At 38.4% G+C, this 24,544-nt stretch carries 24 protein-coding genes; 11 read left to right on the top strand and 13 right to left on the bottom strand.

Features of this window, described 5'->3' with window-relative positions:
- Window positions 1-12: 12 nt before the first annotated feature.
- Both KK060_RS04125 and KK060_RS04130 read left to right on the top strand, forming a co-directional pair.
- Entirely contained in the window at window positions 13-939 is a 927-nt protein-coding gene (locus tag KK060_RS04125) for a hypothetical protein (protein ID WP_254152403.1), read from the top strand.
- Window positions 929-1,975: a vWA domain-containing protein gene (locus KK060_RS04130; RefSeq protein ID WP_254152405.1), complete on the top strand. Its 1,047-nt coding sequence runs from the start codon at window positions 929-931 to the stop codon at window positions 1,973-1,975. Before KK060_RS04125 ends, KK060_RS04130 begins: the two co-directional genes overlap by 11 nt.
- Window positions 1,976-2,007: 32 nt before the next feature.
- Here the strand turns inward: KK060_RS04130 and KK060_RS04135 are convergent, their stop codons facing one another.
- Both KK060_RS04135 and KK060_RS04140 read right to left on the bottom strand, forming a co-directional pair.
- Complete coding sequence (locus KK060_RS04135; protein WP_254152406.1) at window positions 2,008-2,640, bottom strand: LysE family translocator; 633 nt, start codon at window positions 2,638-2,640, stop codon at window positions 2,008-2,010.
- Entirely contained in the window at window positions 2,624-4,180 is a 1,557-nt protein-coding gene (locus KK060_RS04140; RefSeq protein WP_254152408.1) for a GH3 family acyl-acid amido synthetase, read from the bottom strand. Before KK060_RS04140 ends, KK060_RS04135 begins: the two co-directional genes overlap by 17 nt.
- A 121-nt stretch (window positions 4,181-4,301) precedes the next feature.
- Here KK060_RS04140 and KK060_RS04145 point away from each other — a divergent pair, with 121 nt between their 5' ends.
- A complete protein-coding gene (locus tag KK060_RS04145; protein ID WP_254152410.1) occupies window positions 4,302-4,979 on the top strand; it encodes a YggS family pyridoxal phosphate-dependent enzyme in 678 nt (225 codons plus the stop codon).
- A 4-nt stretch (window positions 4,980-4,983) separates the two neighbouring features.
- Complete coding sequence (locus KK060_RS04150) at window positions 4,984-5,373, top strand: DUF423 domain-containing protein (RefSeq protein ID WP_254152412.1); 390 nt, start codon at window positions 4,984-4,986, stop codon at window positions 5,371-5,373.
- 48 nt (window positions 5,374-5,421) lie between these two features.
- Here the strand turns inward: KK060_RS04150 and KK060_RS04155 are convergent, their stop codons facing one another.
- Window positions 5,422-5,829: a DUF1573 domain-containing protein gene (locus KK060_RS04155; protein WP_254152414.1), complete on the bottom strand. Its 408-nt coding sequence runs from the start codon at window positions 5,827-5,829 to the stop codon at window positions 5,422-5,424.
- Between the two features lie 144 nt (window positions 5,830-5,973).
- On the opposite strand from KK060_RS04155, the gene KK060_RS04160 reads away from it, so the two are divergent.
- The 3 genes from KK060_RS04160 to coaD all read left to right on the top strand — a co-directional run bounded on the left by KK060_RS04160 (window position 5,974) and on the right by coaD (window position 7,920).
- Window positions 5,974-6,438 carry an NUDIX domain-containing protein gene (locus KK060_RS04160; protein ID WP_254152416.1) on the top strand — a complete coding sequence of 155 codons (465 nt, stop codon included), beginning with the start codon at window positions 5,974-5,976 and terminating at the stop codon, window positions 6,436-6,438.
- Window positions 6,439-6,527: 89 nt separating this feature from the next.
- Window positions 6,528-7,427 (top strand): DUF3822 family protein, encoded by a 900-nt coding sequence (locus tag KK060_RS04165; protein ID WP_254152418.1) that lies wholly within the window; start codon window positions 6,528-6,530, stop codon window positions 7,425-7,427.
- Between the two features lie 19 nt (window positions 7,428-7,446).
- Window positions 7,447-7,920: a pantetheine-phosphate adenylyltransferase gene (gene coaD / locus KK060_RS04170; RefSeq protein ID WP_254152419.1), complete on the top strand. Its 474-nt coding sequence runs from the start codon at window positions 7,447-7,449 to the stop codon at window positions 7,918-7,920.
- Between the two features lie 17 nt (window positions 7,921-7,937).
- Here coaD and KK060_RS04175 read toward each other — a convergent pair whose 3' ends face one another.
- On the bottom strand, window positions 7,938-8,612 hold the full coding sequence (locus tag KK060_RS04175) for an NUDIX hydrolase (protein ID WP_254152421.1): 675 nt from the start codon (window positions 8,610-8,612) through the stop codon (window positions 7,938-7,940).
- A 197-nt stretch (window positions 8,613-8,809) separates the two neighbouring features.
- On the opposite strand from KK060_RS04175, the gene pyrE reads away from it, so the two are divergent.
- The 4 genes from pyrE to KK060_RS04195 all read left to right on the top strand — a co-directional run bounded on the left by pyrE (window position 8,810) and on the right by KK060_RS04195 (window position 12,157).
- Window positions 8,810-9,463: an orotate phosphoribosyltransferase gene (pyrE, locus tag KK060_RS04180; RefSeq protein WP_254152423.1), complete on the top strand. Its 654-nt coding sequence runs from the start codon at window positions 8,810-8,812 to the stop codon at window positions 9,461-9,463.
- Between the two features lie 90 nt (window positions 9,464-9,553).
- Window positions 9,554-9,790: an acyl carrier protein gene (locus KK060_RS04185; protein ID WP_254152425.1), complete on the top strand. Its 237-nt coding sequence runs from the start codon at window positions 9,554-9,556 to the stop codon at window positions 9,788-9,790.
- Window positions 9,791-9,959: 169 nt separating this feature from the next.
- Window positions 9,960-10,859, top strand: coding sequence for a diacylglycerol/lipid kinase family protein (locus KK060_RS04190; protein ID WP_254152426.1), 900 nt, complete (start codon window positions 9,960-9,962; stop codon window positions 10,857-10,859).
- A gap of 173 nt (window positions 10,860-11,032) precedes the next feature.
- The gene (locus tag KK060_RS04195) at window positions 11,033-12,157 is read left to right on the top strand and encodes a DUF2911 domain-containing protein (RefSeq protein WP_254152428.1); all 1,125 of its coding nucleotides are present in this window, start codon (window positions 11,033-11,035) and stop codon (window positions 12,155-12,157) included.
- 88 nt (window positions 12,158-12,245) lie between these two features.
- Here KK060_RS04195 and KK060_RS04200 read toward each other — a convergent pair whose 3' ends face one another.
- The 9 genes from KK060_RS04200 to KK060_RS04240 form a co-directional block, all read right to left on the bottom strand.
- The gene (locus tag KK060_RS04200) at window positions 12,246-12,836 is read right to left on the bottom strand and encodes a precorrin-2 dehydrogenase/sirohydrochlorin ferrochelatase family protein (protein WP_254152430.1); all 591 of its coding nucleotides are present in this window, start codon (window positions 12,834-12,836) and stop codon (window positions 12,246-12,248) included.
- Window positions 12,837-12,854: 18 nt separating this feature from the next.
- Window positions 12,855-13,634 carry a uroporphyrinogen-III C-methyltransferase gene (gene cobA, locus KK060_RS04205; protein ID WP_254152432.1) on the bottom strand — a complete coding sequence of 260 codons (780 nt, stop codon included), beginning with the start codon at window positions 13,632-13,634 and terminating at the stop codon, window positions 12,855-12,857.
- On the bottom strand, window positions 13,631-15,748 hold the full coding sequence (locus KK060_RS04210) for a ferredoxin-like domain-containing protein (RefSeq protein ID WP_254152433.1): 2,118 nt from the start codon (window positions 15,746-15,748) through the stop codon (window positions 13,631-13,633). The genes cobA and KK060_RS04210 overlap by 4 nt, the downstream gene beginning before the upstream one ends.
- Before the next feature lie 171 nt (window positions 15,749-15,919).
- Window positions 15,920-16,705, bottom strand: coding sequence for a hypothetical protein (locus KK060_RS04215; RefSeq protein ID WP_254152435.1), 786 nt, complete (start codon window positions 16,703-16,705; stop codon window positions 15,920-15,922).
- A 194-nt stretch (window positions 16,706-16,899) separates the two neighbouring features.
- Window positions 16,900-18,285, bottom strand: coding sequence for a sensor histidine kinase (locus KK060_RS25145; protein WP_254152436.1), 1,386 nt, complete (start codon window positions 18,283-18,285; stop codon window positions 16,900-16,902).
- Between the two features lie 118 nt (window positions 18,286-18,403).
- Complete coding sequence (locus KK060_RS04225; RefSeq protein WP_254152438.1) at window positions 18,404-19,051, bottom strand: response regulator; 648 nt, start codon at window positions 19,049-19,051, stop codon at window positions 18,404-18,406.
- A complete protein-coding gene (locus KK060_RS04230; protein ID WP_254152440.1) occupies window positions 19,038-20,477 on the bottom strand; it encodes a response regulator in 1,440 nt (479 codons plus the stop codon). The genes KK060_RS04225 and KK060_RS04230 overlap by 14 nt, the downstream gene beginning before the upstream one ends.
- Window positions 20,477-23,662, bottom strand: coding sequence for a PAS domain S-box protein (locus tag KK060_RS04235; protein WP_254152442.1), 3,186 nt, complete (start codon window positions 23,660-23,662; stop codon window positions 20,477-20,479). The genes KK060_RS04230 and KK060_RS04235 overlap by 1 nt, the downstream gene beginning before the upstream one ends.
- A gap of 141 nt (window positions 23,663-23,803) precedes the next feature.
- The coding region (locus KK060_RS04240; protein WP_254152444.1) for a DUF2130 domain-containing protein at window positions 23,804-24,544 on the bottom strand (741 nt) is incomplete at its 5' end.

Raw genomic sequence — 24,544 nt, forward strand, 5'->3', positions numbered from 1 at the left:
AGATTTACATTTTTGAATAACACAAAAGGATTAATTCCGTCATTTACTTTCGGATTCATCTTTCTCCTCATACTAGTTCAAATAGAAACGCATGCTCAAAATATTAAGGTATCAGGGGGCTTTCTTTCTGATAGTTTAAAAGTGGGGGAGCAGACTGCCTTTTATCTTACTTCAAAACATCCAAGTAACATCAACGTTCTCTTTCCTGATTCTGCTTATAAATTTAACACCTTTGAATATCAAAAGCGCCGATACTTTGCAACAGAAACAACAGATAGCATCAGCGTAGATAGTGTGGTATATTATTTAACGACTTTTGAACTTGACGAATCACAAGCCCTCCAACTTCCTGTTTATGTAGTAAATGAACAAGATTGCACCTCCTACCTTTCACAAGCAGATACGATAAGGCTTACACTGCTTGTAAAAAACGTACCAGACAGTTTGAGTATTGACAAACTTCCGTTACGAGAGACTACTGCATACGTTGATGTAGGTTATCAATTCAATTATATTATACTCCTTATTGTAGTTGTTGTATTAATCATACTTGCAATTATTGTATGGATTATTTTTGGAAAGCGGATCTCCAGGTACTTTAAAGCGAAAAGATTACAGAGGAACCACAACCAATTTATTGAAGCTTATACGCGGATTGTAAATCAGCTTACTACAACTTTTTCTGCATCCCACGCAGAAACTGCATTAACATTATGGAAAAGGTATATGGAACAGCTCGAAGCAAGACCATATACGAAACTTACAACACGAGAAACAATTTTACTTCAAAATGATAGTGTTTTAGGTCAAAACCTTCAGTTGATAGACCGCGCTATCTATGGTCATAACACATCAGTTATTGACCCGTTAGAGCAATTGCGGAAGGTTGCGGATGACCACTTCAGAATAAAGATAAAGGAGGTAAAGGATGGAAAATGAGTTCATAGAACCATGGTATTCCTTAGATTGGTTTAACCCTGTTACATTACGATCTTTCACTTGGGAGAGAACGGAAATATTGTATGCGCTTTTTGCAGTGCCCATATTTTTTCTAATCAGGTGGCTGTTACGTCAGCGCTTTAATCAAAAACTTCCGGTAGCAGTAACATCCAAAGACCTTAAAAGTTCACCGCTTAACCTGATAAGGTTAATTCCTGAGTTTCTGCTGATGATTGTCCTGCTCCTCGTTTTAACAGCATTAGCAAGGCCACAGAAAACAAATGAAAAAGTAGAGCAGTGGACAGAAGGTATTGATATCATGATAGCACTTGATATTTCACAGTCCATGCAGATAGAAGACTTTCAGCCCAATCGTCTGGAAGCAGCAAAGCAAGTGGCTCTTAATTTTATTCAAGGTCGCATCCAGGATCGTATTGGCCTGGTGGTTTTCTCTGGCGATGCCTTTTCTCTGGCTCCGCTTACTACTGATTATGATCTGCTGCGTGCTTATATTAAAGACATTCATTTTGAGATGATTGAAAGCAGGGGAACAGCAATAGGCAGTGCGATGGCAGTGGTTACAAACCGGATGCGGGAGTCAACAACAAAATCCAAAGTATGTATACTATTAAGCGATGGGGATAATACTGCAGGTAATATAGATCCTATCACAGCAGCGGAGTTGGCATCAGCCTATGGAATTAAAATTTACACCATTGTAGTTGGCAAAGAGGGATTGGTGCCTTATGGTAAAGATTTTTTTGGTAGACCCAATATGATCGAAAATACCATCGATGAAACTACACTTCGGAAGATGGCAGATATCGGAGGAGGAGAATTTTTCAGAGCAACGGATAACCAGGCTTTGGCGCAAGTGTTTACTAAGATAGATCAGTTTGAGAAGGCTGAGATTAAAGAGACAAGGTTTAAGGACACATCAGACTATTACTTCATCTACCTTCAATGGGCAATTGCATTTTTCCTTTTATGGCTTCTTTTGAAATCGACGTTCCTGTCAAACGTTTTGCAGGATTAGGTAGCATCTAATTTTAAACAAAGAAACGGAAGCTAAAACGTTGAGAAGTTATCTGCCATTGCTATTAATCTGCCACCAAAGATTACCATTACTATACCAACTACAATGTTTAAGGTTTTGATGAACTTTGGTGTTAAAGCAGAGCGGAGTTTATCAGCAAGTTTAGCCTTTAAAATATCTGTAATAAACACAGTTCCTACAATAGCCGCAAAGTATGGAATAGCTTTGCCAGGTGTAGCATAACCAAATTTTGTAGTTGCCACCCCTACGGTTCCTAACCAAAAAATCAACACCATTGGACTAAGTCCGTTTATGATGAAACCTTTTAAAAATAAACGAACTGGTTTTTGTGTCTTTATTCTTTCAGGGTCATATTTTGAAAGCTTCCGGCTCTTTATAAGAAGATAGTAGAGGCCAAATAACAATAGTACAATACCGCCAAAGTACGCCAGATATTCACGGAAATTCCCCTTATCAAAAACCTGGTAAACCCCGAGGTAACATAGGAAAATGTAGATGGCATCACTTAACGAAACACCAACAGCTACAGAGAAACCACTCCAAAATCCCCGTTCAACACTTGTTTGTAGAATGGTGAAGAAAACAGGCCCGATAAGAAATGCCAGTACAATACCAGAGAATATGCCATTAAGAATTATGTCCATTAACTTGTGTTTGAAGAAAAGCTTTCCATTCATCCAGCTGCGCCTTTTTCATAACCCTAGGAAATTTATTCTGCCCCCCTACTTTACCTTTATGTTCCATCCAGTTATAAAATGTTTTTACAGGAAGAACGTTAACAAATACTTCTTTCAATGCTGCGCTTCGTTCAACAGCATAATCGTCGTTCAAAACTTTCAAATGCGCATCTAGTTTCTCCTTAACAATTTTTGGATCTACGTTTCCATCCGTGCCTACATACCACTGGTGTGCAAAAAGAGACTCATGCGGAATGCCCGCGACAGTAAATTCAGGAATAGTTATATTAAGATCATTGGCAACAAGCTCTATTGCCTTATTCATATTATCTACTGAAAGATGTTCGCCACACAAGCTAAGAAAATGTTTTGTTCTTCCTGTGATAACAATTTCAGACTCTTCGAGTGAAGTGAATTTAATAACATCACCAATCAGATAACGCCATGCACCAGCGCAGCTGGAAAGCAAAAGCGCATACTCTTTTCCTTCTTCAACTTCATCTATCAACAAAGTTTCCGCATCAGGTTTTACTTCACCATTGGCATCAAAGTTCTTATCTTCAAATGGCACAAATTCATAAAAGATGCCATTGTTAAGTACCAACCGCATTGTTTTCCGGTTAGGAAATGCCTGGAAAGCAATAAAACCTTCTGAGGCAAGGTAAGTTTCTATGTAATAAATCGGACGACCTAACAGCTTTTCAAATCCTTTTCTATAGGGGTCAAACGAAACACCGCCGTGCACATACACCATTAAGTTCGGCCAGATTTCATGAATGTTCTGAAGCTTGTGGTACTTCAAAATCTTTTCTATAAGAATTTGTATCCAGGCAGGAACTCCCACAATGATACCAATATTCCAGTCCTTAGCCTTGCTTGCAATTTCATCGAGCTTTGCATCCCAGCTTCTGGTCTTCGCTATTTTTTTACCAGGCTTGTAGAAGTGCTGAAACCAGAAAGGAAGTCTTGCGGCCTGAATACCACTTAAATCACCCTCAAAAAAGCTACCCTTCTTATTTAGGTGCGTACTCCCGCCGAGCATTAAAATTCCGGCTTCAAAAACCTCCGGTTGTAAGTCATACTTTGATAACGTAAGTATCTGGCGAACACTTGTCTTTTGAATGGCCTTCGTCATTTCCTTGGTAACAGGAATATATTTTGACGAAGCTTCTGAAGTACCGGAACTTAAAGCAAAATATTTTACCCGTCCTGGCCAGCAGACATTCTTCACACCCTTTTGTGCAAGTTTCCACCAGTCACTGTATATTTTGTTGTATGTATGAACAGGAACGTTGGTTTTAAACTTATTGTAAAACTCCTTATTCCCTTTTCTAAAGCCATTAAGGATCTCCGAGAAATTATAGTACTTCCCAAATTCTGTCTGGCTTGCGGCCATCAGCAATTCCTTTAACTCCTTCTTCTGCAGGTCGAAAGGCGAAGTATATTCCTGCTCAAGCATTTCACGGATCCTGATCCCCTTTTTCAGCAAGGTGCCAATTATCGCCATAGGTAATAAATTAGTCGCTCGTTTAAGGGGTTAAAAATAGGCACTTATGATACTACGAGCAACTATTATTGTTGGTGGTGTAAGATTATGAACAATTGTGATTCTATAATAACATTGCAGTATGAGCATCAGAACAAACTTAGAGCACATTAAGCAGCTCTTGCCCGCCGACATCAAACTAATTGCTGTAACCAAAACTCATCCGGTAGAAAAGGTCAGGGAGGTATATGAGGCCGGCCATAAAATAATGGGAGAAAATAAAGTTCAGGAACTGACGGACAAGTACGAGAATCTCCCGAAGGATATTGAATGGCATCTTATCGGCCATTTACAGTCAAACAAAGTAAAATACATTGCCCCCTTTGTTTCTCTTATCCATGCGGTTGATAGTGTAAAACTTCTTGAAGAGATTAATAAGCAAGCAAAAAAGAACGACCGCGTAATCCCATGTTTGTTTCAAATCCACATTGCTGAAGAAGAAACAAAATTTGGACTTTCTGAAGAAGAGGTAACCAATCTTATCTCCTCCTCAATAAGTGAACTCGGCAATGTTTCAATAGTAGGACTGATGGGGATGGCGACGTTTACGGATAATAAGGATCAGATTAGAAAAGAGTTTAAAGGATTAAGAACTCTTTTTGAACGACTTCGGCAATCACCGTTACCCGCTAATGTTCAAATGAAGGAACTCTCTATGGGCATGAGCGGTGATTTTAAAATTGCGATCGAAGAAGGAAGCACAATGGTACGGGTGGGTTCAGCTATATTTGGAGAACGAAATTACTTAAATAAGCAATAGAAAAATGACAGGAAGATCAGCTTTACTTACCGGAAGTTTGTTTGCCGGACTAGCAGTAGTACTAGGGGCTTTTGGAGCACATGCACTGAAAGACATGTTGGCTAGTTCCGGAAGAACGGATACTTATGAACTTGCTGTCCGTTATCAATTCTACCATGCTTTCGCACTTCTTGTAGCTGGTTTGCTAAATACAAAATTTGCATTGAAGCATTTTAATTATGCTGCCACATGTTTCTCTATCGGCATTGTCTTCTTTTGTGGCAGCCTATATATACTATGTTTTTCTGGTATTAAATTTCTCGGTGCCATTACTCCTATAGGTGGGTTATTCTTTATCGCCGGTTGGATATTTAACTTCTTTGGAATACTAACAAGTGCGAGATTGGAAAAATAAAAAAGCCACTTAAAAAGCGGCTTTTTTTAGCGCATTACTGCAAACTCCTTATTGAGGTTTTTTATCTAATACGTTAGTAGTAAAAGTAACCTGAGAACCTTCTGCGTTAACTGCATTTGAAACAATGGTAATAGGTTTATTTTGCTTACCCATTTTACCAGCACTGTTGAAAGAAATGCTTAGCTCTCCTTTTGCCCCTGGAGGAATTGGATCGCGAGGCCACCCCTTTGGGGTAGTGCAACCACAACTAACCTGAACATTTGTAATAATTAAAGGTTCATTACCGGTATTTGTGAAGTAATAAGTGTGCTCAACTTTATCACCTTGGTTAATATCACCAAAATCATGAGTTTTCTTATCCCAGGTAATGACAGGTCCCTGAGTTGCCTTAGACTCCTGTCCAAACACCTGGACAGCGAAACCAAGTACAACGATTAAAAACAAAAACTTCTTCATATTTTATTTTTTTTCAAATTTAACGATCAAACTTGATTCCAAAAACTTGATTTCGCTGTAAAACATATCATTAACACTTCTTTAACACTTAAATTTTTATGACTTTGGCATTCCACTTTATACCTGTAAATCTGAGTTTTTAATATGGATGCAGAGGTAGCAAAAGTATACGGCAACAAAGTACGCGTTCGTGCGTGCGGCATTTGCCGAAAAGGTGATAGCATTCTCATGGTGAATCACATGGGAATTACAGATACTAACTTCTGGGCTCCCCCAGGAGGTGGTGTCGAATTTGGTGACTCTATAATTGAAACTATTGAGAAGGAGTTTTGTGAAGAGACGGGACTTACCGTAAGCGTTGAGAGCTTTCTTTTTGGTTGTGAATACATTCAAGATCCCATTCATTCCATTGAAGTATTCTATAGTGTTAGCTCACAAAACGGAAAGGTTAAAAAAGGAAGTGACCCGGAAATTCAAATAATAGAAGCGGTACGCTTTATGTCATTTAATGAAATTAAGAGATTACCGAAAGTTGAAGTACATGGAATCTTTCATTTGGTTGAAACAGTGGCGGATTTAGAGAATTTGAAGGGTTTTTATCGTATTTAATTAAATTTTCATCATTAACTACTATTTATATTACATCATAAAATCTCTATTATTGTAGGAGAATGTAAAGACACATTAAACGACACGATTTGCACACAGCCGCGCTTAATTTTAAGCTAATCAAGAAAATTAAAGATGAACGTTTTGATGAAGATCAGATTCATCTTTACTATTTGCTGATTCATATGGGCACACGTGATTTGCAGGTGGGTGTCATTAATTCTGAAGATGACCGGATGTTACTGTTGGAAGATTACGTATTCCCTTCCCTTAACTCCCATCAGGACCTCCTTAGAATCCTGGAAAGTTTATTTGACTCACACGCTTTTCTTAAGGCTGCTTTCTGGCACCAGATAAAAATCTGTATTAAACACAACAAGTTTGTTCAGGTGCCTGAAGTTTTATTTTTGGAGGAGGCTAGCTATGATTATCTAAAGTATAATGCTGCCGTTGACCCTGATGAAGAAGATATCGTTTATATCACCAATCCTAGATCTAAGGCTGTAACAATTTTCTCCATACAGAAGGACCTCAAAAATTGGCTCGATAGTCTTTATCCCAATAATCCTCCTGTGTACCTGCATCAGTCTGCTTCCCTTATTGAGGGGGTAACACAATTTGCACTCAACAGGAAAGAGCAGTTTCTATACATTTATGTAGATCGCTTCAAGCTCCATATTATTTCCTGCTCTAAAGGAAAACTACTTTACTACAATCAGTTTGTTATAAAACAGTTTTCGGATTACATTAAATTTATCATGCTTGTAATAAAGTCGTTAAACTTTAATCAACGTACCAGCCAGGTAATGCTTTGGGGTTATATAGGAAAAACCTCTCCGCATTACCATGAATTTTACAAGTATGTAAACAACGTAGTATTTGGTCACCGACCTTCCTTCATCAGCTATGGCTATATGTTTGATGAAATACAGGACCATCATTTCTTTGATTTATACAGCATGCATTTATTGGGAAGTAAAAAGAAATAGCTCCGATAGATTTAACAAAATGGCAGAAAAGAAGATTGCACTTTTTCCAGGTTCGTTCGATCCCTTCACAAAAGGTCATGAAGATATCGTAAAGCGTGGACTTCAACTATTTGACGAAATTATTATTGCTATCGGCTATAACAGTCAGAAAAGCAACAGGTACTTTCCTATAGATGAAATGGTGAAGTACATCCAGCTGACTTTTAAAAATTATCCAAATATACAGGTTTATACCTATGCAGAGCTCACTGCTGAGTTTGCAAGAAGACATAAAGCAAAGTTTCTTTTAAGGGGAATAAGAAATACTACAGATTACGAGTACGAAAACAGTATTTCTCAAATTAACCGAAAACTTTATCACGACCTGGAGTCAGTCTTTCTTATAACTTCCCCTCAATTCGCCTGGATAAGTTCGTCTATTATTAGAGAGGTTCACAAGTATGGAGGTGATGTGTCTGACTTTTTACCTTTCGAGCTTAATGCAACCAAGTAATTTCAATCGCCGCTTTTTTAGGCTTCTACCTTACTGTAGTACTGCTCAAAAACGTAGCTGATTGATTTATACGAGTGCTCGAGGGCGTGGTACACTTCCTTCTGGCTCATCCACCTTGTCTCTTCTATGTCTTCTGCAAGTTGTGGTTTCATTCTGCTGTCATCTGTGCAATCCATTACATACCATCGTGTCTTTTTAAGCATGGCATGTTTGTTCATTGTATAGGTATGCCATGTGGTACATATCTTTCGACCAAGTTTCACAGAAACATTGCACTCTTCTTCAACCTCTCTTACAGCAGTTTGCTTATATTTTTCGTTTTTCTCCTTCTTGCCTTTGGGTAAGTCCCATTTTTTCATGCGGTAGATCATTAGAAATTTCTCTTTCTTCCTGATAAGGCCGCCCGCAGCTTTAACTATTTTAAATTTTGTTCTCAGGTAATTTTTAACAGAGGCGTCGCTTTCTAAAGTGATATACAGTGAAAGGAGATTAGTGGGAACTTTTGAATCAAGGAAACCGAAAATCAAATCAAAATCGGCGGTGTCGACGTTTTTGATCCAGACATGGTTTATGAACTTCGCTTGCGTTATTTCCTCGCTGGCTGCATCAATTACATTATTAATGCGACCTGGATCCGGCTCTTCTTTCGATTTAAAAATCCTTACCGGAATGTCGTTTATAAAAATGATCATCCGTTTACGTTCATAATTACCATCATCGCAAAAGAATAAATATTTCTCAACCCGGCAAATCTCATAGAAAAATAAATTCTTCCTTTTTATAAAACACGTTTGCAATTCATATGTGAGCGATGTGGCTTAGAAATAAAATCTACTCAAAATAAATTGAAAGGTTGCCGGTTAGCCTGATTTAGTCCTATTTTTGGCCCATGTCACTCATTAAAGTACAGGCGGAAACTGCTGGCCCGATTGCAAAAATGTTATTGCAAATAGAAGCCATTAAGCTAAACACTGAAAGACCTTTTACCTGGAGTTCGGGATGGAAGTCCCCTATTTACTGCGATAACAGACTTTCTCTCTCCTATCCTTCAGTAAGAACATCTATAAAGGAAGGGCTTGCTTCAGCGATTCGGCAAAATTTTCCAGGAGCTGAATCTATAGCTGGTGTTGCTACAGCAGGAATTGCACAGGGAGCTTTAGTAGCAGAAGCTTTAGACCTTGGTTTTCTTTATGTGAGACCTAAGCCAAAGGATCATGGCATGGAAAATCTCATTGAAGGCAAAGTTACTAAAGGTCAAAAGGTTGTCGTAATAGAAGACCTTGTTTCAACAGGAGGTAGTTCGCTTAAGGCAGTTGCTGCATTACGTGAAGCCGGCTTTGTTGTATTAGGTATGGTATCTATTTTTAATTACGGTTTTGCCGTTGCAACTGAAAACTTTAAAGAGGCTGAAGTGCCTTTAATAAGCTTAAGTGATTATGCGCACCTTATACAGTTTGCTTTAGATCAAAAATATATAAACGAAGATCAACTAATTTCCTTAAAGGCGTGGAGAGTTGACCCTGCCAACTGGAAAAGAAGTTGATGCAATTAAACAGCCAATAACGAAGGCAAAAGCATGTTATTTGGATGCATACATCCGATTTAATACATTTACACGCAATAGACCATTGCTATGCATGATATCCCTAAAAAGGTAACTGAGATATTAATAGATAAACTTGGTATCGCAGAATCTGAAATTACACCCGACGCAAATTTTGTTAAAGACCTTGGAATAGACTCTCTTGATTACGCTGAAATCGTAATGGAGTTTGAGCAGGCATTTGATATCCGTATTCCTGATGATGATGCAGAGAAATTACAAACTTTTGGCCAGGCTGTGAAGTACATTGAAGCTAAAGTAAAGTAGTAATTAAACACTTTAATTGGATTTTCTGCTGCTCCTTCATTGCTACAATGCTTAACACAGTTCATAAATTTCTCCTGCCTGTTCCCGCAGATTTAAGTTATTCATAAGTGCAGTCAGCTATGAATAAAAACGATCTGTTGACGTGGATAAAAAATCGTAATGTTGAGCCGTGAACGAAAGTAAGAAGGTATTATTCATTGTTAATAAGTATTCAGGAACAGAGTATCGCCCTGAAGTAGAAGGTAGAATTATTGAAGCTTGTGAAAAACAAGATATAGAATGTACTATTGAATTTACGCAAGGCCCTGGACATGCAACAGAATTAGCGCAACAGGTTGTCGATCACAAAATGTATGACATGGTGGTTGCAGTTGGTGGTGACGGCACAGTAAACGAGGTAGCAAAAGGTCTTCTACATTCCTCCATACCTATGGGAATAATCCCCAAAGGGTCAGGAAATGGATTAGCCCGGCACCTTGGCATTTCTACAAAAATACCTTTGGCTATTAATTACCTATTTAATAGTCAAACCATCGCTATGGATACCTTTAAGGTGAATGGAAAACTCTCATTAAATGTATCAGGGATAGGCTTTGATGGCCATATTGCAAATCTCTTCGGCAAGGATAAAAAAAGAGGGCTCCAGGGGTACGCAAAATTAACGATAAGCGAATTTATTCGTTTCAAGGAATTTGAAGCAGAAATAACAACAGAAAATGCCTCCATAAAAAGAAAGGCTTTTATCATTGCTTTTGCAAATTCTTCACAATATGGTAACAACGCCCGTATTGCGCCAGCTGCCTCTGTGTGTGATGAAATACTCCACGTTTGCTACCTTCAAAAAGTACCTGCCTACAGACTTGATTTTGTTTATAACTTCTTTAACGGAACAATCGAACAATCATCGTTCTGCGAAATTCATACAGCAAAAAAAGTGAATATTAAATTGAATACACCTATGGCCTTTCACATTGATGGTGAACCCTGCGGAGTTGATGATCATTTTCAAATTGAAATTGTTCCTCATTCATTACGGATCAATGTCCCTAAACATAGCTTGAAGTTTTAATTCTCCTGGGCACATCAAAGATTGGAATAAGATGTTCTTTTAGTTTCTTTTATTGTCTTCTAGACTTGTGCGCCTGTCATGTAAAATCTACGACAGAACAAAATACCACATGGTGGGTTAGATCTATCCACGCTGTATTGCGTTAAATTCCTCTATAACAAACCTTATCCAATATGAAAATAATTCTATCCGTTTATTTAACGATGCTTGTTGGTTTTAGTTCAATAGCGCAAGGCCTTACTCAACCACCTAGCGGAGGAAATCAAAAGGCAAGTGTAACACAATGGATTGGCCCCGTAAGTGTAACTATTAATTATAGCAGTCCGGATGTACATGCTCCTAATGGAGATGATCGTAAAGGACACATTTGGGGAGAACTCGTCCATTATGGTTTTATCGATCAGGGTTTTGGACCTTCTAAAGCTGCACCCTGGAGAGCTGGTGCCAATGAAAACACAACCATAACTTTTTCTCATGATGTTAAAATAAATGGTAAAGATCTTAAGGCAGGCACGTATGGATTATTTCTAGATGTTGAAAAAGACAATCCTTGGACGTGGATCTTTTCAAACAACTTCAATAGTTGGGGAAGCTATTATTATGACCCTAAAGAGGATGCTTTACGGGTAGAGACAAACACTGAAGAAGCACCTTATACTGAATTTTTAACGTATGGCTTTGATACACGAGCCTTAACCAAGGCTACTGCATTCCTTCAATGGGAGAACAAGCGTGTGCCTATGACGATTGAAGTGCCTCACATAAACGAGATTTACGTGAGTACTATGCGTAATGAATTACGTGGCAACTTAGGCTTCGATTACAGAAACTTAATGACGGCAGCACAATTCTGCGTGCAAAATAACATCAATCTTGAAGAAGCACTCCTTTGGGCAAACAAAGCAATAAGTGAGCCCTTTATCGGACAGGAAGAATTCAATACCCTTCAAACCAAAGCAATGGTGCTTGACGCAATGAACAGAACGGCAGAGGCAGAAGCTACAATGAAGCAAGCAGTTAACCACCCCACAGCTTCAGTACAAGCCGTTCATCAATATGGTCGCATGCTTCTTACCCAGGGAAAGAACGAAAAAGCTATGGAAGTTTTTAAGTTAAACCGCCAGCGACATCCGGAAGATAAATTCACCACGTTTGTGGGTTTGGCTCGAGGATACACCGCAGTGGGAGACAAGAGAAATGCTATCAAGAATTGGGAGCTTGCTATAAAAAATCTTCCTGAAGACCAGAAGCCAAACTTAAGACTGTATGAAGGAGAACTTAAAAAGTTAAAAGGTTAAATTTTGTTCTACGTAAAGAAGAGATGGTCGTTTCTCTTCTTTACTTCATTCGAACTTCTCTGTTAGCTTAAGAATACTAAAACGCGCGTTATGATCTTTTGTTTTCGAGCCATGAAGAGGTAATGTCATTCAATACCTTTACCTTGTCAGCAAAGTCACCCTTTATCTTTTCACGTATCGCGTGCAGATTATTTAGTAGCTGTTCTGTCTCTTCGGGAAGCGCTTCTTCAAGATATTCTCTTATACGTTTAGCCATTGTAGGAGATTTTCCATTGGTTGAAATCCCAATCTTGATATCTCCTTTGGTAACTACCGAACCGAGGTAAAAGTCGCACAATGACGGTGTATCGGCAACGTTAATCAACACTCTTCTCTTCCTTGCCTCATTGCGAATTGTTTCATGAAGGATACGATCATCAGTGGCCAGAATTACAAGGTCCTTGTCTTCAATGTCACTGTTCTCATAATGTTTTTCGATTAATTTTATATTCTTGTTTTGAGCTGCTATTTGCTTAACCTGATCGTTTATTGTTTTGGCAATAACAGTAACAATTGCGCCTGGACTACTTTTCAATAACGCGGTTAGTTTCTCTAGTCCTACATTTCCACCTCCAACAATAAGTGTATGAAGCTCTTCAAGTTTAAGAAAAACTGGAAATAAATTGTTGCGCTCTACCATCAAGAATCTGTATCAAAACTACTTTGAAACTATATGGTTTGCTACAATTTTCTGCAGTTCCTTTCCTAGGCGTACCACCTCCCCCACCACAATAATTGCAGGGGAAGCAATTCCTTCTTCCCTTACAATTTCTGCAATTGTTGATGCCATACCAGAAACAAATTGCTGGTCTGGTAACGTCCCGTTTCTGATAACTGCTACGGGCGTATCGCTTTTTCCGTAGGATACAAAGACCTGCATGATTTCTTCAATCTTATGTAGTCCCATAAGAATAATAACCGTGGCTGTTGACTGCGCGGCGAGTGATATGTCTTTTGACATCTCTCCACTTTTGGTAGTACCAGTAACAACCCAAAAGCTTTCACTTATGCCACGTGATGTAACAGGGATATCAGCAGACGCAGGCACAGCTATAGCACTCGACACACCTGGTACTACTTGTGTTTCTATTCCATGTTGATGCGCAAACTGTATTTCTTCAGTTGCACGACCAAACACAAACGGATCCCCTCCCTTTAGCCTTACTACGTGGCCATACAAGTAAGCAAACTCTACTATAAGTTCGTTGATTTCATCCTGTTTATAAGAATGTTCTCCTGCTCTTTTCCCTACGCAAATACCAGGCGTAGAAGAAGGTATATATGAAAGAATTTCTTCTGATATCAGAGCATCATACAAAACAATATCTGCCACCTTTAATGCATTAATTGCTTTTAATGTAATCAGCTCAGGATCTCCGGGCCCTGCACCTACAAGCGTCAACCTCGGTTGTTTTTCAAATGCCAAAACTGATCTCATTTTAATACTATCGTTTCCTTCTCTAATCCCCTGAACGCAAACACGTCTTCCATAAATCTTGAAGCATCGGAGAGATAAGCAATAGCAAAAGATTCAGAAGGTTCGTTCTTATTAATGCGCAATACAAAGTCCTTAAAATTGCTCTCAAACGAGAAGAGTCCAGTATCTACAAAATGAGTTTGGAAATCATTCAAGGTTTGAATGTGGGTGCTTGGCTTTATATCCTTTGTTAATAACAAAGCTTTTGCAGTATTAACAAGTGCGCTGTAACTGTGATATATACTATCAGCGTATAGGTTATTAACTATCGCTTCTTTAGACCATGCTAATTTTTCTTCTGTTTCAAATAATAAAGTAGCAACAAGATCAATCATCACACCGGCACATTCACCTACTGAGGTATGAAGTTCAAAGTTATTCTCCTGCCCCCAGTCGATATAATCCAAAGGAGTTGTGGTACTTGTATCACCCAGCGGTTTTAGCAAAGCATAGAAATGGTTTTTTCCCTGGCGTTTGTAATAGTCGTGGTAATATTCTCCATCTTTCGCATTTGTTTCGTAATCTGTTAAAAGAATACGCAATGCATCTGGTCCTCTTCTGCTGGGAATTTTAATACCTATTTTATCAGCAATGATTCCATTTCCATCATTCAATTTTCCACCTCCAAGTAGAACAACCAATGCTGGAAGTATTTTACCTTGTTTGTCTTTAATTGAACTACCGTGAAAGCCTATGCCAGCTAGTCCATGCTGCCCGCATGAATTAGGGCAACCACTGATTTTAATTTTTATATCGTTATTATAAATGAGGTCAGGAAATTCCGTTTTAATTACTCGTTCAAATTCAGCAGAAATATTTGTGCTATCTGAAATTCCAAGCGCGCATGAATCCGTTCCAGGGCATGCCGTAACATCAGCAACACTGTCAAATCCAGGTTCCGCAAGACCAATCCTATCCAACTCGATGAAGAGATGAGTTAGAGCTTCAGAACGAACAAATCGCAATAGATACCCTTGGTTTACTGTAACTCTCATTTCATCAGATGCATACTTATCAATCACATCAGCAAATTGACGAGCAAGATCCGAGGGAAGATTTCCTAGAAGAACTTTAACGTATACACCGTAAAATCCCTTTTGCTTTTGCTCAAATACGTTCGTATCCAACCACCGTTTATATTTTTTTTCATCCTCAATTGCAGGAGAAGGTGCTGAAACTACAGGCCCAGGTTGGGATTCGGACCATGTACTTACATCAACTTTAAAAGTTTTATTCTTAAGGGCTAATCGCTCCTCCTCAACAAGTGCCATCAGCTTTTCTATGCCTATGTCATCTAACAGGAATTTAAGGCGTGCCTTCATCCTCCTGTTACGTTCACCGTATCTGTCGAAAACCCGGATCACTGCTTCCGTGAAAGGAATCATAAGGTCTTCTTCCAAAAACTCATAAGCTGTAGCTGCCAGATAAGGATTTGCACCAAGACCCCCTCCTATCAAAACCTTAAAACCTCTCTTCCCATCTCTGACTTTAGGAATAAAACCTAGATCGTGTATAAATGTATAGGCAGTATCTTCTTCGCTGGATGAAAATGCAATCTTAAACTTCCGTCCCATTTCTTGGCAAATAGGATTCCGAAGAAAGTAACGAAAGGCAGCATCTGCATAAGGTGCTACATCAAATAACTCTTTAGGATCAACACCTGCAGTAGCAGATGCGGTAATATTCCTAACCGTATTGCCACACGCCTCTCGTATTGTAATATCATCCTGCTCAAGCTTAGTCCAAAGTTCAGGCGTTCTGTCAAGGCTAACAAAGTGTATTTGAATGTCTTGCCTGGTTGTGGCATGCAGATTACTACTTGCGTACTCATCAGATATGTCTGCAATTTTTCGCAACTGTTTTGTGGTAACGCGACCATAAGGAAGCTTAATCCTTATCATCTGAACACCTGGCTGTCGCTGCCCGTAAATACCACGAACAAGACGTAAGCTCCTGAACTTGTCCGCATCTATTTTCCCCTCGCGAAACAGACGTATTCTTTTTTCCAGGTCAATGATATCCCTGGAGACAATTGGATTTGACAAATCCTCTAATTCAGACCTAAAACTCAGCATTATAACAATTCGTTTTTACCTAAAGCGAACTCTAATGTATAGTGTTTTAGTGGATTTTCAAGTTAAAATTTAAGGAAGCAGTCAAACTTTTAAAAATTTTACTTAAATGGCTCCTTCAATCGATTGAAACAGTCGTTCAATTTCTTAGATAACTAAATTATCTAAAGAATATTAGTTACGGGAAAGATTAAATTGCCAGAAAGCGACGTTTTTAACGACTTTCACTTCTGACATAGGATCAGGGGCAATTGTATTATTTTCGAAACTTGGGCTGTGATTAGGCAACTTAAAAGGCGTCCCTTTAATAAGATCATTTGCATATTGCTTTATTTGCAGACGCTCTTCATCCAACAAACCATTAAATCCTGGCAACACGCCATGGTTGGAATTATTGTGAGAATACGTTTTGAGAAAGGCTGAGAGAACCGGAGATAATGCTATTCTACGCAGTGTATGAACAAATCTCTTTGCTTCACGCATTACCAGGTTCCATGATTCGCTCAATGTTAAATAACTATCAACCAGATTTCGGCTCCCTATTTCTATAGCTCTTATTATTGCGTTGTGTAGTATTCCTTTTATGGTACATTTTTCGGCAGCCGATTTATGAGCGCGTTTTAAATCTAACAATAACTTAGTCCTATCATTTCGTGCCGATAATAATCCGCATGCCGTGGCAAACAGGTGTGTAATAGAATCAGAGGTATTGTAAAATATTTGAATATGTTCTTTTGGTATGGGTCTGCTGACAAAGCATTGCTGTAAATGTGTGATCGTGTCGCCTACTACATAAACTATAAACCGGGTATCAGAAGAAAGAATAAAAACCTCCTCATATTTTTGCTGCAGCTGGGTAAGTAGTTTGGAAACTGTTTCATTGCTCAAAGCAAACTTTTCAAGAATGGTTATGGGCGCATTTCCATAAGTGATTTCAACGGCGAAGATAGGATTAAGCATAGTGGGTACCTTACAAGTAAAGCTATATTTCCCTTGCAGATATTTCAATAAGCAAAAATTTGTATTTACAATACAAGCACCTACGTAAGTAGCGCTGATCTTTTTGATATCGATCAAGGTATCTCGACCCTGTTGAGAGATATACCGCAATAAATGAGATTAATACATTCAATAGACAATTAAAATTGAATGTACTATGCTTTATTAGGAATAACCAAGCGAAAAATAGTCCCGAACCCCAACTCAGACTCTACTGAAACATTTCCGTTTAATGTATTCACCGTCTCCTTTACAATATAAAGACCTAATCCAGCACCTTTAGAATGGATGGAGGCTTTATAAAACATATCAAATACTTTTTCCAGGTGTTGCGAAGGTATTCCCACGCCATTGTCCATTATTTCAATGGTAACATTTTCTTTACTGCTCGCCGCTGAAATTCTTACAAAGGATGTTGCTTTGTTGGGGTCGAAAAAATGAATAGCGTTTCTTATCAGGTTATCCAGTATAACCCCCAATCGTTCCGGATCAGAAAAGACTGCCTCATTACATTGTGTAATAATTTCAAATTCTATTGTACCAAATGAAGCATTATCCTTGTAACTATTTAGATATTTCTCGATTAAACTGCGCACATCCACCTTATCATATTTTACGGTTTGATAAGTAGTTTTAGAAAAGGAAATTATATCGCGGATGAGATTGTCAAGTCGCATTGCACTTGACTCTATACGCGAGAAGTAATCCTGTATTACAGGCTCTTTACTTTCGAGGCGCGCCAGGTTGACAAGACCAAAAATTGACGTTAAAGGTGAACGGAGATCATGCGAGGTGCTATAGAGAAATTTTTCCATTTGACTATTTACCTTTTCCAGTTGGATATTGTTCATTCGTAGGCTTTCTTGATAGAGGATGCGCTCCGAAATATCTAAAACTGTCCATGCAAGAACAGGATTATTCTCACCTCCATCAAAGTAATGACAGTTAACAAGACCAATCCATTTCTCTCCGCCTAATGTACGAAAGGTTACTACTTCATTTTGAACGTGACCAGATACTGCTACTTTTTGTTTGATACGATTAATAACATCAGCATCACATAGCTCTGTAATTTTATAGCCTTCAGGTTGTTTAGAAGAAGCAAAACCAAAAGTTTTAACTAGAAGCCGGTTATAAAAAACCAATTGGTCAGTGACCGAAGTTCTAAACACTACTTCAAAACCAGCATTATTAAAAGTATAATATATGTGCTTTATTGCAGCAATATATTTTCTGGTGTCTTCATCAACTTCCTTAAAAGCAATCCAAAGGACAAATTCATTTTCTACCTCCTGCAAGTAGTCTTGCTGTAGAGTTAAAATACCGGCCTGTGATTTAAATACGATATGAGGTGAGCGTAGGTGTTCTTGTAAAGAATTTATTTGAAATTGAACAAGCAGGTTATCGAACAACGAAGTGCTATACAGCACTTCGCCCGCACAATCAGTAATTGCTACTCCAACCTTGTCATTATCTGCAACAGGGTTAATTAATTCATCATAGATGAAAGAAGGCAAGGTATCTACACGATGATCTGACACAGTTATTCAATACAAATTATGAGATAAAAATCAGTAATTCATCACACAGAAGAAATACCACTTATTGCCTGTTTGGCCATCGTAATACTACAGAAATTGCCTACGTGTTTGTACTAATCTATATTAATTCAAGTTGTTGTGCTTTTTTAATCAGCTCCACTGCGTTCTTAACAGAAAGCTTTTTCATCAGGTTTGCTCTGTGTGTTTCTACGGTGCGCGGACTAATAAACAACTTATCGGCCATTTGCTGGCTGGTAAGCCCATCAGCAATTAATTTAACAATCTCTATCTCACGCTGCGTAAGTTTCACCAGATCATCCTTTGGCTTTTTCTTTGAAACACTTTCTGTATATTTCCTGAATATAACGTCCTGCACGTGGCGACTAAAATAATTTTTGCCCTGTAAAACAGAGTTAATGGCATAGTCAAGTTCACTCCCACTCTCATTTTTTATAACATAGCCCTTTACACCGTACTCGATACAACGGCTTATGTAATCTCCGTCCTCGTACATGGAAAGCACTACAATGTTTGCCCCCGGATTTTTGGCAAGTATTTCTTTAGAAACCTCCATTCCATTCATATCCGGCATAGAGATATCCAGAATCATCAAGTCAGGTTGCAGGGTATCGAACAGCTCAATCGCCTGCTTTCCATTTTCCGCCTCTCCTACAACTTGTAATTCAGCATTTTTACTAACAAGATTTTTAACACCATCGCGCACCATTGCGTGATCATCAGCAATTAAGATTTTATACTTCGACATTAGATGAAGTTTTTTTGTTTATTGGGGTTTCTACAATAACAAGCGTACCGCGTTTCCCATCCGACTCTATAGTAAGTTTACCTCCCATAGTTTCAGCACGCTCTCTCATATTTATTAATCCATGATGAACGGATTGATCATAATCTGAACTTAATTCAATGCCCTTTCCATCATCTTCGATCATCATTTGTACTATACCATCATCTTCACTTAACTGCACGTTTATTGTACGTGCGTCTGCGTGCTTTACTGCATTATTGATTGCTTCCTGCGCAATTCGATAATAGTTAATTTTAAATTCCTGCGGCAACTCTTCAACAACACCAAGACACTCAAAGGTAACTGTAAAGCCGGCACTAATTTCCATTTGCCTGCATAACGATTCAATGCACGTGGCTAAATCGAAGTCTTTTAATTTAGCAGGTATCAGGTTATCTGATATGCGAATCGATTCCTGAATTGCCTCATCAATCAATTTGTAGAGGTTGTCAATTTTTGCATCTTCACGGCCTAACAAGGTAACGTTCATTTTAATTGCGTTGAGCATCTGCCCTAATCCATCATGAAGGTCTCTTGCAATCCTGCTTCGCTCCTGCTCTTGCCCTTGAAGAAGGGCCGAAAGTTTCTTTATCTCAAACTCCTTCAACAGCTTCTGGTGCTCCAGCTTTTCGGTGATGTCTTTAAAAATAAGTACTACACCAAGTGACTTACCTTTACTATTTAGTACCGGACTTACACTTCCCTCACCGACAGGCTTCTTTACCCTATTCCTGGAATATAATATCAAATGTTCAGGGAGACTATTTCGATTCTTATTTCCCAGAACACACTGAAATGGATTAACAGGATATTCATTTGTTAGAGAATCGCCAAACTGGAGAACATGCAAAATATTTTGGCTTTGCAAATCTTTTAATGACCGCTCCGTAATTGCTTCTGCGCTTGGATTTACATACACAACATTATATTGGTCATCCATTACTATTACAGCATCACTGATAGAACGAACTGTAGAGAAAAATTTCTCTTCACTTTGTTTCAGGCGTAATTCTATTTCGTGCTTATATAAAGCCATCTCTATGACCGTGAAGATTTCACGATCCTCAAAAGGCTTTGTTAAATAACCAAAAGGTTCTGTGATCTTTGCCCGCTGAACTGTTTCTTTATCTGAAAGGGCTGTTATGTATATAATTGGAAGATTGTACTTTGACTTGATTACTCTTGCTGTTTCGATACCATCTAACGGTCCGTTTAGCATGATATCCATTAACACCAAATCTGGTTTACTCTGCTCGATAAGTTGTAAAGCTCTTTCACCTGAAGCCTCTGTTCCAATAACCTTATAGCCTTCATTCTCCAGCGTCTTTTTCAGGTGGAAAGCAACAATGAACGAATCTTCAACAATGAGTATACCGGCCTTATTCATCAAAATGTAATTTGAAACCTGGTACCATTACCGCGAATAATATTAAGGCTGCCGTTTAACTGTTTCACAAAGACGTCTATAAGCTGCATACCAAACGAACTATCTGTTTCAGGAGAAATATGAGCAGGCAATGTTACTCCATTATCAGCTATGGTTAACGTATAATGTTTGGGCAATTCAGTTTTATGTAATGCAACATGAATTAAACCCTGAGAACGTCCCGCGAATGCATGCTTCATTGCGTTGGTTACAATTTCATTAACTATTAAACCACAAATAATTGCAGTATCAAGACTCATTGTGTTCTCTTCTATCTCCGCCTGAACTTCTACGTCCTGATCCTGACGGAAGTAAGTTACTTGTATATCTTTGATCAATTTGCCCAAATAATCTGATATTTCTACTTTATCTAGTGTTTCAGACTGAAGCAGCCTTTCGTGAATGAGTGAAATAGACCTTATTTTTTGCCTGATATTTTCAAGGAACCCTCTCACCTCGGTGTGCTCGAGCGTAATCATCTTTAAGTACAATAATGACGAAATCAGCTGAAGATTGTTCTTCACGCGGTGATGTATCTCCTTTATCAGAACTTCCTTCTCTGCAATTGTATCCAGCAGCTTCTTTTCTGTTATTAGTTTAGCGGTAATATCTGATGCGATAAAAACAAACGAATGGCCTTTCTCTAATATTTGAATGAGTACTTCTACATTGTAGCTGCTTCCATCTTTTCTCTTTAATTTTAATTGCAGCTGTAGTCTGTCTGTTTCAGGGTTATCAAGACCTTTCAATAAAACGCGCACAGCCATTTCATCAGGAAACGTAAAGAGATCATATAGCTTCAGCTGTTTAAATTCTTCAAGTGAAAATCCAAGATTTCTTAATACGGAAGAATTGCCGTATTCAAGCGCGAGCGATTCAGCATTAAAGATGAAAATTTCATTATGACTTTCCCTTACAATCTTATCCAACCGCGCCTGCTCAAATTCCAGCTTCTTATGTTTTGTAATATCCTGGCCGATAGACTGAACTTCATATACGTTACCTTCTTCGTTTTTTAGCGGTAAAGAAAACCATCGATGCCACCTGATCTCTCCTTTTATTCGAACCCTATTTTCAATTGGCAAATCGATATTTTTACCATTGAATAGATCCTGTATATATGTTTTAATAGCGGGGATCTGTTCGGCAGGAATAAATTCCCAAAAGAATTTATCCGAAAACTTATCGACTATCCCGAAAATCTGTTTAAATGATTTATTGGCAAAAGTTAAAGTACCATCTTCCCTATATCGACAAATCATCTCCAACTGGTTGTCAACAATAGACCGGTATCTTGCTTCGGACTCCCGCAACTCAATTTCCATTTTTTTGCGATCCGTTATTTGTAAAGAAACGCCTCCAACTGCATAAACTTTTTCCTCTATATCACACATGGGAAATTTAACCGTATAGTAAGTATCGGTATTCTCAGCAATCTCCTCGTCGTGCTCTATTCTTAATGGCTTTTTTGATCTAATAACATCTTCATCCCCTTGCAATGAAATATGAGCATACCCTCGTGAAAAGACATCGACGTCTGTAAACCCTGGGCTTGGTTTTAATCCGTCTTTAAAATGCCTCTCAAAAGTTTTATTATAGAATAGATAACGCCCTTTTAAGTCCTTGATAAAAACATCCATAGGAATATTATTAACAATTGTCTGCAATTCTTCCTGACTTTTAATCATTTCAGCTACAGCACTTTTTAATTGCGTAATATCCATTTCTATGGAAATGTATCCTGTAATCTCCCCGCTCTTGTTACGCAGAGGTATTGCTTCTACATCAAACCAAATAGGCTTCCCCTGTTTTGAATATTTTAAGATTTCAATTTTATAACCCTCTTGAAATGAAAGCGATCTCTTGATACGATCAATAGCCTGTGGGTTAGTTTCATTACCATATAAAAAGTCAGAAGTTCTTTTCCCTAACACTTCTTCTTGAACATACCCCGTTAATTGTTCAAATCCCCTATTGACCCACGTAATACATCCATCTTTATCAAATATAATTACTGAATTTCGGGTATGATTTGCAATAATTGCAAGACGCTCTACTTCTTCCTCCTGCTTTTTTTTCCTGCTTACATCGCGGAAGTAAACCAGCAAGCCGTCGGTATTTGGGTATACATTAATTTCGTATATAACACCCGGACGATGAATACTTACGTATTCAACAACTTTTGATTCTCCTGTAGAAAAGGCTTCTTTGTAAATTTTACTTAAAGGAGAGTCACGCAGGAAAGGAAATACTTCCCATAAATTTTTACCTAGAAGTCCACCCGTTTCAACACCTGACATCTTTTCAAAGATCACATTGGCCAGGATAAAACACCAGTTCGCATCAAGGGCAAAAAAGCCGTCCGTAATACTATTAAGAATGCCTTCTAATTGTCGTGACTTTCTGATGTATTCCCTTTCTATCGTTCTTTCTTCGGTAACATCATGAAAAATCCCCAGTGCACTATCCCGGCGAAAAAAAGCTTTTCCTTCAATAGACTTCCGTCTGCCTTTTGATGTTACTATACTGAACGCTATGGGCACTTCTTTCTTCGAGATTTCCCCAACGGCTAAGCCTTCCTTGATGTTGTCGTAAATCAGATGACGTTCTTCCTCAACTACGAAAGCCTGTACGAAATCACGAAGACTAGCTGAAGATGGGTGGTCGTCCGCTTCAACAATCCTAAGAAATTCCGGGCTTATGGTCAATTGAAATGTGGTTAGATCCATTTCAATGCCACCCATTTTTGCAAAATTTAAGGTATCACTAAGCCTTTCGTTTACCTTTTGAAGAGATTCTTTTGTTTCAATAATTCGCTTCCGCTTTATAGTATGAATTTTATCCGCATAAAGAATAGCATAAGTGCTTCTTTCAAGACTAAGGGTTTTAAACCAGCACCGGACCTTTATTTTTTTGTTCTTATTCGTTGTAATAGTAGCCTTTGTCTCCGTGTCAAATGAAGCGTTCTTCAAAGTAATAAAATCATCAATGCGTAGGTTAGCATATTCTTCGAGAGAAAACCTGGTGATAGACAAAGCTGCGTCGTTCGCAAAAAGGATTCTCTTTGTTCTTTTATCAAAACACCATCCAGCGAACGGGAGAGAGTTGAGAAATAAGGAAAGTTGCGGGCTTACAGGACTAGGCATAGAATAAAAGACAAAAACAAAAATATCGAAGAATAAGCGGAAAAATTACAGTATAACTACTTACGTATATTCGCCCAATCTAATAAAAAAAGCAGCTTATTAAAGCTGCTTTTAACCAAACACTATGGCAATAGTTACTGGTTACAATAATTTTAATTCCGGGACTTCCAGCGATTTAATTTCCTGGACTGCACCTCCTGCAATGCCTCTTACATCTCCATACAGTGATACAAGGTTTTCCATCGCTTTAAGTAATCTCTTTTCGCGCTTTGCCCACTGTGACATCAGTAGGGCTTTCTCTTTTATTAAATCTTCCTGCATCTCATTATATGATTCAAAGGCTGCCTCCAGTTTCTGCTTAAATTCATTTCCTGTTACGTAGCTATATATCATCTGCATTTTATCGCCCTTATTCTCCTGTGATGCGAGAATTTCACCAATACGCGCAAGATTATAGCGAAACAAAAATGCTAATGCTTTGAATTCACTAAACGTGCAAATCCATATTCCATCTTTTTCGCCAAACCTGGTCATACCCTCAGGTAACGCCTCCGTTACGATTACCCCAAGATCAGCTTGTTTTAGAATAAGGTCCGACTTCATTTTGGAAATCCATTCATAGCTGAAATGTTTTGTTCGTTTACTTTCATACAGAATGCGACCGCTGATTCTATCAAACTGGTCCTTTACAATATGAACACAATCCCCACCCCGTTTTCCTTTTGAAATTTCCTCTATGACATCGCGGGGAAATGCAGTCTCTAAAAAATCTTCGATTGCAAGTTCCTGAACTTCGCCCTGCATTTGCATGCTACCCTGCTCCGATTTTCTCTTCATCTCATTGATCAGCTTATTCTGGTCATCGAGCTTCTTTTGTAATTC

Origin of the sequence: Chryseosolibacter indicum, assembly GCF_018598585.1 — a bacterium.
GTDB classification, from domain to species: Bacteria; Bacteroidota; Bacteroidia; order Cytophagales; family Cyclobacteriaceae; genus Chryseosolibacter; species Chryseosolibacter indicus.

Coding starts and splice junctions, on each gene's coding strand:
- KK060_RS04235 (WP_254152442.1), bottom strand. CDS start 23,662: ATGCCTAGTCCTGTAAGCCCGCAACTTTCCTTATTTCTCAACTCTCTC.
- KK060_RS04145 (WP_254152410.1), top strand. CDS start 4,302: ATGAGCATCAGAACAAACTTAGAGCACATTAAGCAGCTCTTGCCCGCC.
- coaD (WP_254152419.1), top strand. CDS start 7,447: ATGGCAGAAAAGAAGATTGCACTTTTTCCAGGTTCGTTCGATCCCTTC.
- KK060_RS04135 (WP_254152406.1), bottom strand. CDS start 2,640: ATGGACATAATTCTTAATGGCATATTCTCTGGTATTGTACTGGCATTT.
- KK060_RS04200 (WP_254152430.1), bottom strand. CDS start 12,836: ATGGTAGAGCGCAACAATTTATTTCCAGTTTTTCTTAAACTTGAAGAG.
- KK060_RS04150 (WP_254152412.1), top strand. CDS start 4,984: ATGACAGGAAGATCAGCTTTACTTACCGGAAGTTTGTTTGCCGGACTA.
- KK060_RS04215 (WP_254152435.1), bottom strand. CDS start 16,705: ATGCTTAATCCTATCTTCGCCGTTGAAATCACTTATGGAAATGCGCCC.
- KK060_RS04130 (WP_254152405.1), top strand. CDS start 929: ATGGAAAATGAGTTCATAGAACCATGGTATTCCTTAGATTGGTTTAAC.
- KK060_RS04230 (WP_254152440.1), bottom strand. CDS start 20,477: ATGAATAAGGCCGGTATACTCATTGTTGAAGATTCGTTCATTGTTGCT.
- KK060_RS04225 (WP_254152438.1), bottom strand. CDS start 19,051: ATGTCGAAGTATAAAATCTTAATTGCTGATGATCACGCAATGGTGCGC.
- KK060_RS04175 (WP_254152421.1), bottom strand. CDS start 8,612: ATGATCATTTTTATAAACGACATTCCGGTAAGGATTTTTAAATCGAAA.
- KK060_RS04140 (WP_254152408.1), bottom strand. CDS start 4,180: ATGGCGATAATTGGCACCTTGCTGAAAAAGGGGATCAGGATCCGTGAA.
- KK060_RS04160 (WP_254152416.1), top strand. CDS start 5,974: ATGGATGCAGAGGTAGCAAAAGTATACGGCAACAAAGTACGCGTTCGT.
- pyrE (WP_254152423.1), top strand. CDS start 8,810: ATGTCACTCATTAAAGTACAGGCGGAAACTGCTGGCCCGATTGCAAAA.
- cobA (WP_254152432.1), bottom strand. CDS start 13,634: ATGAGATCAGTTTTGGCATTTGAAAAACAACCGAGGTTGACGCTTGTA.
- KK060_RS04210 (WP_254152433.1), bottom strand. CDS start 15,748: ATGCTGAGTTTTAGGTCTGAATTAGAGGATTTGTCAAATCCAATTGTC.
- KK060_RS04195 (WP_254152428.1), top strand. CDS start 11,033: ATGAAAATAATTCTATCCGTTTATTTAACGATGCTTGTTGGTTTTAGT.
- KK060_RS04155 (WP_254152414.1), bottom strand. CDS start 5,829: ATGAAGAAGTTTTTGTTTTTAATCGTTGTACTTGGTTTCGCTGTCCAG.
- KK060_RS04185 (WP_254152425.1), top strand. CDS start 9,554: ATGCATGATATCCCTAAAAAGGTAACTGAGATATTAATAGATAAACTT.